Origin of the sequence: Stenotrophomonas sp. TEPEL (genome assembly GCF_004348785.1) — a bacterium.
Lineage (GTDB): Bacteria > Pseudomonadota > Gammaproteobacteria > Xanthomonadales > Xanthomonadaceae > Stenotrophomonas > Stenotrophomonas indicatrix.
In genome coordinates this window covers 2,162,287-2,175,305 of sequence record NZ_QQXJ01000001.1, presented here as the reverse complement: position 1 = coordinate 2,175,305, position 13,019 = coordinate 2,162,287, and the positions used below count along the sequence as shown (strand labels likewise).

The 13,019-nt window shown below is 66.1% G+C and carries 15 protein-coding genes; 3 read left to right on the top strand and 12 right to left on the bottom strand.

Going from position 1 to position 13,019, the window contains the following annotated elements; translation table 11 throughout:
• Window positions 1-24: 24 nt before the first annotated feature.
• From TEP_RS09800 to TEP_RS09765, 8 genes are all read right to left on the bottom strand, one after another.
• The gene (locus tag TEP_RS09800) at window positions 25-1,074 is read right to left on the bottom strand and encodes a GAD-like domain-containing protein (protein ID WP_165933913.1); all 1,050 of its coding nucleotides are present in this window, start codon (window positions 1,072-1,074) and stop codon (window positions 25-27) included.
• A 188-nt stretch (window positions 1,075-1,262) separates the two neighbouring features.
• Entirely contained in the window at window positions 1,263-1,790 is a 528-nt protein-coding gene (locus tag TEP_RS09795) for a hypothetical protein (protein WP_132825161.1), read from the bottom strand.
• A 67-nt stretch (window positions 1,791-1,857) separates the two neighbouring features.
• The gene (locus TEP_RS09790) at window positions 1,858-2,073 is read right to left on the bottom strand and encodes a hypothetical protein (protein ID WP_132825160.1); all 216 of its coding nucleotides are present in this window, start codon (window positions 2,071-2,073) and stop codon (window positions 1,858-1,860) included.
• Window positions 2,074-2,171: 98 nt separating this feature from the next.
• Window positions 2,172-3,362 (bottom strand): methyl-accepting chemotaxis protein, encoded by a 1,191-nt coding sequence (locus TEP_RS09785; protein WP_093818271.1) that lies wholly within the window; start codon window positions 3,360-3,362, stop codon window positions 2,172-2,174.
• Window positions 3,363-3,536: 174 nt separating this feature from the next.
• Window positions 3,537-4,151 carry a high frequency lysogenization protein HflD gene (gene hflD, locus TEP_RS09780; protein ID WP_093818272.1) on the bottom strand — a complete coding sequence of 205 codons (615 nt, stop codon included), beginning with the start codon at window positions 4,149-4,151 and terminating at the stop codon, window positions 3,537-3,539.
• Window positions 4,148-5,290, bottom strand: coding sequence for a tRNA 2-thiouridine(34) synthase MnmA (gene mnmA, locus TEP_RS09775; RefSeq protein WP_132825159.1), 1,143 nt, complete (start codon window positions 5,288-5,290; stop codon window positions 4,148-4,150). Before mnmA ends, hflD begins: the two co-directional genes overlap by 4 nt.
• Window positions 5,287-5,748 (bottom strand): NUDIX hydrolase, encoded by a 462-nt coding sequence (locus tag TEP_RS09770; protein WP_025879125.1) that lies wholly within the window; start codon window positions 5,746-5,748, stop codon window positions 5,287-5,289. Before TEP_RS09770 ends, mnmA begins: the two co-directional genes overlap by 4 nt.
• 1 nt (window position 5,749) lies before the next feature.
• Window positions 5,750-6,238: a hypothetical protein gene (locus TEP_RS09765; protein ID WP_132825158.1), complete on the bottom strand. Its 489-nt coding sequence runs from the start codon at window positions 6,236-6,238 to the stop codon at window positions 5,750-5,752.
• Between the two features lie 113 nt (window positions 6,239-6,351).
• Here TEP_RS09765 and clpS point away from each other — a divergent pair, with 113 nt between their 5' ends.
• On the top strand, window positions 6,352-6,678 hold the full coding sequence (gene clpS, locus TEP_RS09760) for an ATP-dependent Clp protease adapter ClpS (protein WP_025879127.1): 327 nt from the start codon (window positions 6,352-6,354) through the stop codon (window positions 6,676-6,678).
• Window positions 6,679-6,724: 46 nt separating this feature from the next.
• On the opposite strand, the gene TEP_RS09755 is transcribed toward clpS, so the two are convergent.
• Window positions 6,725-7,537 carry an APH(6) family putative aminoglycoside O-phosphotransferase gene (locus TEP_RS09755; RefSeq protein WP_132825157.1) on the bottom strand — a complete coding sequence of 271 codons (813 nt, stop codon included), beginning with the start codon at window positions 7,535-7,537 and terminating at the stop codon, window positions 6,725-6,727.
• A gap of 137 nt (window positions 7,538-7,674) precedes the next feature.
• Here TEP_RS09755 and clpA point away from each other — a divergent pair, with 137 nt between their 5' ends.
• The gene (clpA, locus tag TEP_RS09750; RefSeq protein ID WP_132825156.1) at window positions 7,675-9,957 is read left to right on the top strand and encodes an ATP-dependent Clp protease ATP-binding subunit ClpA; all 2,283 of its coding nucleotides are present in this window, start codon (window positions 7,675-7,677) and stop codon (window positions 9,955-9,957) included.
• 73 nt (window positions 9,958-10,030) lie between these two features.
• Here the strand turns inward: clpA and TEP_RS09745 are convergent, their stop codons facing one another.
• The 3 genes from TEP_RS09745 to aat form a co-directional block, all read right to left on the bottom strand.
• The gene (locus TEP_RS09745) at window positions 10,031-10,426 is read right to left on the bottom strand and encodes a hypothetical protein (protein WP_132825155.1); all 396 of its coding nucleotides are present in this window, start codon (window positions 10,424-10,426) and stop codon (window positions 10,031-10,033) included.
• A gap of 203 nt (window positions 10,427-10,629) precedes the next feature.
• Entirely contained in the window at window positions 10,630-10,848 is a 219-nt protein-coding gene (gene infA / locus TEP_RS09740; protein WP_005409596.1) for a translation initiation factor IF-1, read from the bottom strand.
• Between the two features lie 86 nt (window positions 10,849-10,934).
• The gene (gene aat, locus TEP_RS09735) at window positions 10,935-11,675 is read right to left on the bottom strand and encodes a leucyl/phenylalanyl-tRNA--protein transferase (protein ID WP_132826499.1); all 741 of its coding nucleotides are present in this window, start codon (window positions 11,673-11,675) and stop codon (window positions 10,935-10,937) included.
• Window positions 11,676-11,746: 71 nt separating this feature from the next.
• On the opposite strand from aat, the gene TEP_RS09730 reads away from it, so the two are divergent.
• Entirely contained in the window at window positions 11,747-13,015 is a 1,269-nt protein-coding gene (locus TEP_RS09730; RefSeq protein WP_132825154.1) for a hypothetical protein, read from the top strand.
• The last annotated feature ends 4 nt before the right edge of the window (window positions 13,016-13,019 follow it).

The following is a 13,019-nucleotide window of genomic DNA, read 5'->3' as shown; positions in this document are numbered from 1 at the left end:
CGATCAGCTATGCACAGCGCGGATTTACCTGTATTCAGCATCGGGCCGGAAGGACCGCCTCGCTGCTGTCTGCTCGGCAAGTGATTTCAGTTCAGCGAGACGATCCCGCTTGACCAGGTGCGCTGCCTCCCAGCCGCCTTCGACAACCGCGGGCGAGAAACTGTAAATCTCGTTCGGAGCCAGAGGCCCCAGGGAATCGAGTGCATGCGCATACAAGGGCCGCTCCTCTTCGTCGGTGACGTCAAGATAAGGCCCATCCAAGACGTCCAGCAGGAAGGCCAGTTTCCAGTAGCGTTCCGCTGCATCGGCGGGGCCCGGTACATCCGAGTCCGCCGAAACCTGTGCGCCGTGCGGGTCGATGCTGATCTGCACGGCGGTATTCTCCCCACACAACAGAATCTGGCCGAAAGCGGTCACAGCGTAGGCGTGAAATGTATCGGCGTGCTGCAGCGGATTGCCCTGCAGGTAGGTTTCGACAACCCCCGCATACAGGTGGGGATCGACCATGACGAGCCTGTCGTCGCGATAGCGTGCGAACCCGTCGCGTCGCCACAGCGCCAGCAGCAGGTCAGGCAAGACGCCTTCCCATGCCGCAAGAGTTGCCTCGGGAACCGCCTCGCCTTTGGAGCTCACGGTGAAGCTCTGCATGAACGCGTCGGATTCAATGCCCGCTGGTTGCGCTCCCATGCCTTGGGCGGCCAGCGCATTTCCGTCGAAGCCGATTGACAGATAGTGCAGGAACGTCAGCATCGCCTCGGCGTGTGCAAGCTGCGGGGTCGATTCGTGGGATGGAATGGCGGTTGCTTTGCTTCCTGAGACAAGAAACAAGGCGCCAGCTGGAAGGCCGTGCCACGACTCCTCCAGCACCAGATAGCGCTGCAGTGCCTCATCGGCATCATCGTCAAGGATGATGACTGGCGGACCGTCGTGCACGCACCCCGCGGCCACCTCGACCGCTGCGTCGATCACGCCTGCGTCAGGATCGTACGGATCGATCGGAGCGGAGTAGGGCTGTTGGAACTCTCCAAATGTCTGCAGCGCCTGCTGAAGCGCCTCCAGGGAATCGGGATCCATGGTCAATGGGTGAGGGGGTGCCGGAAGCTGCAAGGCAACTGAAAGGCAGAGGGCTGTGCTGGACATCGGGCGACAGTCTGATCAGAGCCGGAATCGGCATGTCACGATGAACGGCGGGTTGGCCGAGGTCCATGCAAACAATCCGAAACTGTATGGCTCTGGTGGATCCATCCACGCATGGCGTGGATCTACTGCGGCGCGGTAACCAGTCGCTGCGGAAATTCGGAGCGAAGCCGTGCGCGTACCGCTTCGACCACCTCTGCATAGCGTCGGCGCTGGATGAAATAGCCCATGTAGAACAGCACCAGGGCCACCAGCATCGGCCACGCAGCGGGTCGGACGAGGATGACCGGCACCAGCATCAGTGTCAGGCCCAGCGCGAACCAGCTGCACAGCCCGATCACCCGCACCTCCCTGCGCCGTGCATCGATCATCACCCGCCCGCGCATCAGCGGAAAGTAGCGACGGCCAACGCTCGGCGCGAAGCTCTCGCGAAAGGCGACGCTGCCGTCCGGCAGCGCGCGGAATACCAGGCGGAGCCAGGTATCGGCCGGCAGGTCATGCTCAAGCCCGGCCAATGAAAGCTGCGCCAGCTCTGCCGGCGTAGCGGCGACGCGCCGGTTGAACAGCGTGATGCCGGTGCGGAAGAAGAACGGCGCCCACAGGACCTGCAGCAGGACTTCGATCAGCAGCAATGCGATCAGGGCGATGGCCATCGGTCTTCCATGAACGGGACCGGCGCATCATGCCACGTGGGCAGTTGCATCCACGCATGGCGTGGATCTACCTCAAGGCTTCCCCATCCAACCCGAGGTCCCACGCCAGGCCCAGCACGTCATCGCCGGCCGCCGGTGGGGCAGGGCGCGCGTCGGCCAGTTTCTGCAGCTCCTGGATTTCTTCGCGGGCCACCGCTTCCAGCTGGCGCAGCTGCTCACGTACGTCCGCATTGCGCGGGCGCTCGTTCTCGTTGATCGGGGGCAGGGCGCGGATCAGGGTCATGGTGCGCTTGCAGGATGCATCCAAAGGCGGGTCACACGCAAAGGCCCCGGCAGAACCGGGGCCTCGCACGCTGCCGGACGTGGCAGCGGACATCAGGATCAGAACAGCTCGACCGTACCGGCGCCCATGCTCTGCTGGGCAACAGGCTTGTGCGGCGGGCGCTCCCATTCGCTGCGCAGTTCGCGCAGGCGGTTGCCGGTGCGCTGCAGGGCAGAGGCGATTTCTTCATCGAACACGCCGCCATTGCGATGCAGCAGTTCCTGCAGGGCCACCGCTTCGCGATTGATCGCGGTCAGGCGGTCCAGGTGGGTATGCACGCCGCCCAGGGCCTGGGTGGCGATGTCCTCGAACTGCAGGGCGCGCACGGCTTCGGCGACGCTGCCGTCGATCGAGCGCGCGCAGTCCGACACTTCGCGCATGCCGTCACCCAGCGAAGCGTTGATCTGGGCCACGTTGTCCAGCATCGCCGCCGCTTCCTGGCGCGCTTCACGGGAGCGGTCCATATCGCGCGAGGCCATGTGCGAAACCGTCTCGCGGACCTTGGCGATGGCATCCTTGGAGCTGTGCGCCAGCTTGCGGATCTGCTCGTTGAAGGTGGTCGAACGCTCGGACAGGTTGCGGACCTCGTCGGCAACCACGGCGAAACCACGACCGGCTTCACCGGCACGCGCAGCTTCGATGGCAGCGTTCAGAGCCAGGAGGTTGGTCTGGTCGGCAATCGACTTGACGTCTTCCAGCAGCGCGAAGATGCCATCCAGGTGCTGCGCCATCTGGTCGATGTGCTGCACGGTGGTGCTGCTCTGGCCGCTGACCTGTTCCAGCGCTTCCACCAGCTGTTCCATGCGGTGGCTGGCGTGCTGGGCGAAACGGGCAACGTCGAGGCCGGCGCCGCCTTCGTCACCGGCGCGGTCGACGATGCGTGACAGGGCCTGGCTCTGCTGGCGCGACTTGCGGTTCATGGCATCGAAGCTGCCGCCGAGGCTGGAGACGGCCTGGCGGATCAGGTCGCGGGCGCGTTCCACTTCGCCACGCGAACCGTCGATCTCGTTGCCGACGAAGTTGCGCAGTTCGGTCAGCAGCTGGTCCTGCTCACGCAGGACCCGGGCATGTTCCGGGGAACGGTGCGCCTGGGCGCGGGCGGTCCACCACGCAAAGCCGAGCCAGCTCAGCGTCATCGTGGTCAGGATCGCCCAACGCAGGGCGGCCGGCCATTCGAAACCGATGGCGAAGGGGAGCAGCAGGGTCAGAGCCAGGGGGGCGGCCAGACGGATGAAAATGCGTGAGTACATGGACGTTCTCGGGAGGTGCACGGAGGATGTATCGGCCGTACCCCCTTTCTCTTTAACGTCGATGTGCTCTCTGAATGCGCCGGATTTCCGGCGCCGTCCGCCGGGCATGGCCCGGCGCTACCGACCGAGCGCCACGAGAGTGGCGCCGGGCCATGCCCAGCGGGCTCCCCGACCTCAGGCCAGCTGCCGGTCCACGGCCTCGACCATTGCCTTGCGGCTGAGCAGGAAGTCCCAGTAACTGCCACCCAGCTGCCGCCACAGTACGGCGGCGCGCACGGCGGCCAGCAGCAGCGCACGGATCTCGGCCACCACGCCGGCCTGCCCCAGGTAATGCGGGTTGCCCTGCACCATGACCCGCGGCTTGAGGTGGCTGATGGTGTCTGCATACAGGCCGCCCAGCGCGGCCAGCACATCGGGGTGGCCGCTGTCGCCCAGCTCGGTGGCCTGGCGCTGCGCGCGCTCGATACCCGAGGCGACCTTGTTCACGGTGGCGCCGTCCTGCACGAAGCGGCGCTCCAGCTGCAGTACCGACAGGGCCAGCTTGGGCAGGATCGGGTCCTGGCCCTGGCTGCGGAAATAATTGTGCAGCAGGCGCAGGCCGGATTTCAGGGCGTGCCGATCGCCAAAAACCGCCTGCGGCGAGGCTGCATCGATGCGGAACACGCTGTCCACGGCAGTGCGCACGGCAGCGGCGTCGGAGTGGCCGGTATCGGCGATACGGCGTACCTGCTGCAGGGCCTGGGCAATGCCGGCCAAAGCCAGAACGCGGTCGTCGACAGTGAAACTCATGCAGCGAGTACCTCAAAAGGAGAAGGGGTGGTGCGCAGGCGCTGTTCCAGCGGCGCGTCGGTGGCGGCGATCACCGCGCCACCCAGGCAGACCTCACCGTCATACAGCACCAGGGATTGCCCGGGGGTGACTGCACGCTGCGGCCGGGCGAAGGTGACCTGCACGCTGCCATCGTCCAGCACATCCACCGTGCACGGCTCATCGGGCTGGCGGTAGCGGGTCTGCGCGGTGCATTCAAAACGCCGTGCCGGTGGTGCGCCGGCAATCCAGTGCGCGGTCTCCGAGCGCAGCCGGTTGGACAGCATCCACGGGCTGTCGCGGTCCTGGTCCACGTATAGGACGTTGCTGGCGACATCCTTGCCGACCACATACCAGGGCGCGGCAGGGCGGCCGCGCACGCCGCCGATGTTCAGGCCTTCGCGCTGGCCCAGGGTGAAATAGAAGACGCCAGGATGTTCGGCGATCACGCTGCCATCGCTGGGATCGAGGATCTGCCCAGCCTTGGCCGGCAGGTAGCGCCCAAGGAACTCACGGAAATCGCGCTCGCCGATGAAGCAGATGCCGGTGGAATCCTTCTTGGCGTGGGTCGGCAGGCTGACGTCGCGGGCAATCCGGCGCAGGTCGCTCTTTTCCAGGTCACCAATCGGGAACAGGGTAGCCGCCAGCTGCTCCTGCCCCAACTGGTGCAGAAAGTAGCTCTGGTCCTTGGAACGGTCGGCGCCACGCAGCAGCAGCCACTGATGGCCGCGCTGGGCAATGCGCGCGTAGTGGCCGGTGGCGATCCGCTCGGCGCCCAGTTCGCGGGCCGCATCAAGGAAATGCTTGAACTTCACTTCGCGGTTGCACAGCACGTCCGGGTTGGGCGTGCGGCCGGCGGCATATTCGGCCAGGAAGTGCTCGAACACCCCCTGCCAGTATTCGTTGGAGAAGTCGCGGAAATGGAACGGAATGCCCAGCAGTCCGCAGACAGCCACCGCGTCGCGGCGGTCGTCCTCGGCGCGGCAGTCACCGCTGCCGTCGTCGGCCCAGTTCTGCATGAACAGACCGGCCACGGCCTCGCCCTGCTGCACCAGGCGCCAGGCAGCCACGGAAGAATCCACGCCGCCAGACACGCCAACCATCACCCGTGGGCTGCTCATGCGACCTCCCGGACCAGTGCAAGCGGGTAGCGCTGGCCGGCCAGGTAGTCGGCCAGCACCTGCCAGACCAGCGGGCTGCGCTGGCGTCCGGCGGCAGCCTGCAGTTCGGCCGGGGTCATCCACAGCGCCCGATCGATGCCCGCATCCAAGGGCCGCGCCGGGTCGTGCGAGACCGGGCGCGCGGCGTAACAGAAGCGCAGGAACGGGGTGCCGTCACCCGCAGTCCACTGGTAGCAGCCGATGAAGGCGGTCAGCTCCACCGTCCAGCCGGTTTCCTCGACGGTCTCGCGCAGGGCAGCCTCGGCCAGGCTTTCACCCGGCTCCAGATGCCCGGCCGGCTGGTTCAGCACCTGCCGGCCCTCGATGGTTTCCTCCACCAGCAGCACCCTGCCACCGTCGACCACCACGGTGGCGACGGTTGCATGCGGTGCCCAGCGCGGGTCCGGCGAGGTGTTCAACTCAGAGGTCGTCCTTCTTGGTCAGCTCCAGCTCCATCGCATCGGCGGTGCGGATGGCCGCATCGATGGCGTCGCTGAGCTGGTCGGAGGTGGCGTCGGCATCGATCTTCACCACGAACATCGCTGTCGACTCCTGCTTCACCCAGCCGCCCATCTTGGCGTCCTGCGAATCTTCCAGCAGGCGGTTGGCCACGGCCACCGGGAACTGCTTGGTCTGCGAGGTGTAGCCCGGCGACCAGATCTCGCGGATGTTGTGGGTGCCGAAGTCTTCCACCGACGAGCGCACATAGACGATCTGGGTGCGATCGCCTTCGACATCGAACACCATCTGATAATCGCCGTCTTCATCCACCTCGTAGGTGTAGCCCAGCTTTTCCAGATGACGGGCAATGGCCTTGTCGGCCTTGGTGCTGTCAGTGGTGGTGGCAGCGCCAGCGGTGCCCGCGGCAGCCAGGGCGATCAGCAGGGCGGAGAGAAGGGTCCTTTTCATGAAGATCCTGTGAAACCAAGTGTGTGGGAAGGTGCAATTGTGACGGCGGGCGCCCGTGCCGTCCATTCCACGCAGGGCCTGCGCACGGCCGTCGCACCCCTTATAATCGGCAGATGCCTCGCGAGTCCGCCCCCGATTCCCACCACGAGCACGGCGTTGCCGTGGAGCCCGCGCGCCCGGAAGTGGCGCCGCCGCCCTTCTATCAGGTCATGCTGCTCAATGACGACTACTCCCCGATGGATTTCGTCGTGGACGTCCTGCAGCAGTTCTTCAACATGGACCTGGACAAGGCCACCCAGGTGATGCTGCACGTCCACACCCGTGGCCGTGGCGTCTGCGGTGTGTTCACCCGCGAAGTGGCCGAAACCAAGGTGGCCCAGGTCAACGAGTACGCGCGGATGAACCAGCACCCGCTGCTGTGCACGATGGAAAAGGCCTGATCCTGGCGCGATGTGCCCACCAGGGTGGGCACCTGCCAGGTTCGAGTCACGCCTCCGCCAGCGCCTGCAGGGCCATCACGGCCACCGCCTCATCGATGTCGGCCGGGTCACCATCATCCCTGAACCACACCGCTGACAGGCCGGCACTGCCCGCGATCCAGCGCAGCAGCCGCGTGCGCTCGAGATCGGCCAGCCGGCAGACCTGTTCCACCCGGGCGTGGAAGCGCTCGGGCCGTGTAGCCACATGGATCCCCGGCCCGCACAGGTCCGGGTTGCTGAACATCGTGGTGTAGTCGAACGCGCGGTCGCCCAGCAACCGCTTCGGGTCGATCGCCAGCCAGCCCCGCGCGCCGAAATCCAGCACGTTGTCGTGGTGCAGGTCGCCATGCAGTGGCCGGATCTCCTGCTCGTCCTCCAGCAGTGCCATCGCCAGCGATCTGCACTGTTCCAGCAATGGCGGCAGCGGTGCCCTTGGTTGCAGCAGATCGGCGAACCATCTACGCAGGCAGACCAGATCTTCTGGTGGCGCGCTCCGTGGCCGGTGCAGCTGCTGCAGGACCTGGCACAGGATCATGGTGCAGGCGTCGTCCTCGCCCTTGATCGAGCGTTGCCGCAGTGAATCGCCGTGCGCCCGTTCGATCAGGATCGCCGGCCCCTCGTGGGCCAGCAGGCGTGCGGCACCGTCGCCGTTCCACCAGCGCAGCAGGCGATGGCCGTTCTGTTCCTCTGTCTCCGTGCTCACCTTCAACATGGCCGCCTCGCCAGAGGCGGTCAGTACCGGCCAGAGCCGGGCATGAGGGGTACGGATCGAAGGACCATCACGTCGCAATCGCCAGCGGCTCAGGTAGGGTTCGCTCATGCGGGTGGGCTGTCCTGGAGTGAACGATGATCAGGCGTTCGGTAGTGCTAACGCCATCTGAACGTCGCAATCGGCTAGGGTGATGGAAATCGTGTAGTCAGGCCGCATATTGTCTCCAACTGCCGCCGGAGTAATCCATGTTCAGCAAAGACCTCGAACACACCATCGGCCAGTGCTACAAGCGCGCCCGTGAGGCCCGACATGAGTTCATGACGGTCGAACACCTGCTGTTGGCACTGCTCGACAACCCGTCCGCCCAGGCCGTATTGAAGGCGTGTGGCGCCGACGCCGACCGCCTGCGCCAGGAGCTGGAGCAGGCCATCGAGGCCTCCGTGTCCCGCCTGGCCGAAGATGACGGCCGCGATACCCAGCCCACGCTGGGCTTCCAGCGCGTGCTGCAGCGGGCCGTGTACCACGTGCAGTCCTCCGGCAAGAAGGAGGTCACCGGCGCCAACGTGCTGGTCGCCATCTTCGGCGAGAAGGACTCCCACGCGGTCTATTACCTCAACCAGCAGGATGTCACCCGGCTGGACGTGGTCAACTACCTGTCCCACGGCATCGCCAAGCTGGGCGAGGAGGGCGAGCAGCCGTCTTCGTCCGAGGGTGAAGGTCGCATGGAGGGGGGCGATGGGGAGCCCAAGGGCGATGCCCTGACCGAGTTCGCCAGCAATCTCAACGAGCAGGCGCGAGCAGGTCGCATCGACCCGCTGGTCGGCCGTGCCGACGAGATCGAGCGCACCATCCAGGTCCTGTGCCGCCGCCGCAAGAACAACCCGCTGTACGTGGGCGAGGCCGGCGTCGGCAAGACCGCGATTGCCGAGGGCCTGGCCCGACGCATCGTTGAGGGTTCGGTGCCGGACGTGCTGGCCGATGCGGTCATCTATTCGCTCGACCTCGGCGCGCTGGTGGCCGGTACCAAATACCGTGGCGACTTCGAAAAGCGCCTGAAGGGCGTGCTGACCGCGTTGAAGAAGGTGCCCAATGCGGTGCTGTTCATCGACGAGATCCATACCATCATCGGCGCCGGCTCGGCGTCGGGCGGCACCATGGACGCCTCCAACCTGATCAAGCCGGCACTGGCGTCGGGCGAGCTGCGCTGCATCGGCTCGACCACCTTCCAGGAATACCGCGGCATTTTCGAGAAAGACCGGGCGCTGGCCCGTCGCTTCCAGAAGATCGATATCGTCGAGCCGACCGTGGGCGAAACCTACGAGATCCTGCAGGGCCTGAAGTCCAAGTACGAAGCCCACCACAGCGTCACCTATGCCGATGAGGCGCTGCAGGCCGCCGTCGACCTGTCGGTCAAGCACATCGCCGATCGCCTGCTGCCGGACAAGGCCATCGACGTGATCGATGAGGCCGGTGCCCGCCAGCGCCTGATGCCGGAAGGCCAGCGCAAGGAGTTGATCGACGTCGAGGAGGTCGAGGCCATCGTCGCCAAGATGGCGCGCATCCCGGCCAAGCAGGTCAGCGCCACCGACAAGGATGTGCTGCAGCACCTGGAGCGCAACCTGAAGATGGTGATCTTCGGCCAGGATCCTGCCATCGGCACCCTGGCGTCGGCCATCAAGCTGGCACGCTCGGGCCTGGGCAATCCGGAAAAGCCGATCGGCAACTTCCTGTTCGCCGGCCCCACCGGTGTCGGCAAGACCGAGGTGACCAAGCAGCTGGCGCTGCAGCTGGGCATCGAACTGGTCCGTTTCGACATGTCCGAATACATGGAGCCGCATTCGATCAGCCGCCTGATCGGTGCGCCCCCGGGCTACGTCGGCTTCGACCAGGGTGGCCTGCTGACCGAGAAGATCGTCAAGACGCCGCACTGCGTGCTGCTGCTGGATGAAATCGAGAAGGCGCACCCGGACATCTTCAACATCCTGTTGCAGGTGATGGACCGTGGCGTGCTGACCGACACCAACGGCCGCGAAGCCAACTTCAAGAACGTGGTACTGGTGATGACCACCAACGCTGGCGCGGCGCAGGCCTCGCGGCGCTCGATCGGTTTCACCAAGCAGGACCACGCCACCGATGCGATGGAGACCATCCGTCGTGCCTTCACCCCGGAATTCCGTAACCGCCTCGATGCGGTGGTGCAGTTCCAGCCGCTGGGCTTCGAACACATCCTGCGTGTGGTGGACAAGTTCCTGATCGAACTGGAGATGCTGCTGCAGGAGAAGCACGTCAGCCTGTCGGCCACGCCGACCGCGCGCGACTGGCTGGCCCAGCACGGTTTCGACCCGCTGATGGGTGCCCGCCCGATGGCGCGGGTGCTGCAGGACAAGGTCAAGCGCCCGCTGGCCGACGAACTGCTGTTCGGCAAGCTGGTCAACGGCGGCAAGGTCAGCATCGACGTGCGCAACGACGAGCTGGTGGTCGAGGCGCAGGCCGAGCCGGAACGGCTGTTGCCGGCCACGGTGGAGTAAGGATGTGCCGGGCATTGCCCGGCACTGGCAGCAACGACAGGGGCGGCGCAGGCCGCCCTTGTCGTGTCAGCCTTCAGCGGCTGCGCTGGCGGGCCATGCGCTGGAAGGTGGCAGCTTCGAGGGGCTCAACGCGCTCGACCGTGCAGCTGGCGCGGTCGGTCTTCAATGCGCTGCGTGAGCCGCCGCACAGCTGGTTGCTTTCACCTTGGGTTTCAAATGCCAGCCGCCGCGAGGTCACGGCGCTGCTGCAGGAGGCCTTGAACACCACGCGGTAGTGCTGGTCACCATTGCGCAGCAGCACATCGCGATCGGCGCCGGCGCGGACGATCTGCTGGTCTTCACTCAGGGAAATGCAGCTGTCACCGGCGCTTGCCGACGGCGTGTCGGCGGCCTGGGCGGCGGGTGCGATCAGGGCGGCAGTGCTGAATACCAGGGCGGCGAAGCCGGCGGGCAGGGAAGTCACGTTCATGGCAGGGGCAGGGGATGGCGATCCGGACTGGATCGGATGCCACGATGACGCCGCCGCTGCGAATGCGAATCTGCCGCAAGCATGGCTGACCGACGTCACGGTGCATCCGGTCAGGGTGCCGTCCGGCAGGGCCGGATTCCGGGCATGACAAAAGGCCAGCAACCAGGGCTGGCCTTGTCGAGGTGGCGCAACGCGCCAGCCGCTTACTTCATTCGGTAGGTGATACGACCCTTGGTCAGGTCGTACGGGGTCATTTCAACCTTGACCCGGTCACCGGTGAGGATGCGGATGTAGTTCTTGCGCATGCGGCCGGAGATGTGGGCGATGATTTCGTGCCCATTTTCCAGACGAACGCGGAAAGTGGTGTTCGGCAGCGTCTCGCTGACGGTGCCCTCGAACTCGATGGAATCGTCTTTCGACATGTAGTCCTGTGCGGTTCAGAAAACGGCCACGCTGGGCCTAAGGCGCAGCATTTTACGCGTCAAACGCCCAGCTTGCAAAGATTGTGTTATTCCCCGGCGAAATCCGCCGCCGGCACGCGCCCGACGAGCCGGGTCCAGGCGCCTTCCCGGCCCGGCGCCTGCACCGCACTGCGGACCTGCTGCAGGAACGACGCGCGCGGCAGGTGCTCGGCGCCCATGCGCAGCAGATGCGGATTTTCCACCTGCGCGTCGATCAGCGGCCAACCCCAGCCGTGCAGCGTGCGTGCCAGTGCGGCCAGCGCCACCTTGGAGCCGCCACTTTCGCCACTGAACATGCTTTCACCAAAGAACATCTCGCCGATGGCCACGCCATAGATGCCGCCGACCAGCGTCTGCCGATCCCACACCTCGAAGGAATGTGCGAAACCCAGGTCGTGCAGCTGGCTGTAGGCATCCACCATCGCCGGGCTGATCCAGGTGCCGTCCTGGCCGGGGCGGGGCGCGCTGGCGCAGGCGCGCATCACCTGGCTGAAGGCGGTATCGGCGGTCACTTCCCAGCGGCTGCCGCGCAGTTGCCGGCGGAACCTGCTGCCCAAGTGCACGCCGTCGGTACGGAACACCACGCGCGGGTCCGGCGACCACCACAGGATCGGCTCGCCTTCGCTGAACCACGGAAAGATGCCGCCGGCATAGGCGTTGAGCAGGCGCAGCGGATGCAGGTCGCCGCCCACCGCAAGCAGGCCATCGGGTTGGCGCAGCGCTGTCTCGGCCGGCGGGAAGGGGGCGTCCGGCGCATCGGCCAGGCGCCAGGGCAGCTGACGGGTCATGCCGGCATTGTATTCGTCGTGGCGATGCGCGATGTCTGGCACCATCACGCATTACCGGCAAGGAGCCCTGCATGAGCGATCCGATCACCGCCATCCTCGATGCGCACGATGCGCCGCGCACACGCAATGACAGCCTGGCCATGCTGTTGACCCTGGCCAGCGAAGACCGTCCCCAGCTTGGCGCGCTGCTGCTGCGGGCGCTGGACCGCCGCTCGCCCAGCTCCACCTTCCTCGACACCGCCGTGGATCTGCTGCCGGACGAGGCTGTCGCCCTGGTCTGTATTGACGCCTGGCGGCGCTATCGTGACGGCGAGCGCGGCGAGCTGCTGACCAGCGTACTGGAGTTTGCCAGCTACCAGGCGCCGCACACGCTGCAGGACGATTGGGAGGCGCTGCTGGAGGTCGCCATCGAGGATCACATCCAGCTGGCCTCGCAGGTCTGGCAGGCATTGCCGCCGTCGGTTGCGACTGACTGGGCGCATCGGTTGACCGAGGCAGACGACGATCGCGAACTGGAGCGGGCCAAGGCAGTGCTGCTGGCCACCCAGCCGGAGACCCTTGCCGCCGCCCGTGGCTACCTGGCCGACTGGAGCGATGTGGATGCCGAGGTCTGGGCGCACTGGGCGGGCCTGGCCGATGGCCCGCGTCTGCGCCATCTGCATGGCCGGCAACCGCTGCACCTGCGCTTCGGGCGCGAACAGCATCGCGCACAGGTGGCCGAAGAGCCTGCCTGGCGCAAGCGGATCTGGCGGCTGCACCCCACTTGGAATGGCGGCCAGGTGCGTCATGCGGGGCACATGGGCGGGCTGCTGGATGCCCTGTGTGGCAGCTGTCATGCGCCGCTGCAGCGCCTGTTGCGGACCGATGCTGCGGCGCTGCAGCCGGGCGCGGAGGGCGAGGTCACGCTTGGGCTGTGCCTGGACTGCTGTGGCTGGGAAGAGCCGCCCGTGCGCTTCTATCGGCACGATGCAGAAGGCATGCCGAGCTGTCACCCCAGCCAGCACTGCCAGGTGCCGATCAATCCCACCGATAGCGGCGACCTGCTACAGGCTGAGGTGGGTCTTGCCGCGATGGACAGCCATCGCTGGCAGCAGCAGGACTGGGGCCAGTCCAATCACCGGCAGAACCTGTCGCGGGTGGGTGGCGCACCGAGCTGGGTGCAGAGCGCGCACTACCCGGCGTGCATCGATTGCGGCGAGCAGATGCCTTTCGTGATGCAGCTGGACTCAACGTTGCCGACTGCCAATGAAGGCATGTTGCTGTGGGGTAGTGGCGGCATGCTGTACAGCTTCTGGTGCGCGAAGTGCCGGGTGAGCGGGCACTTCTGGCAGTGCACCTGAGCGC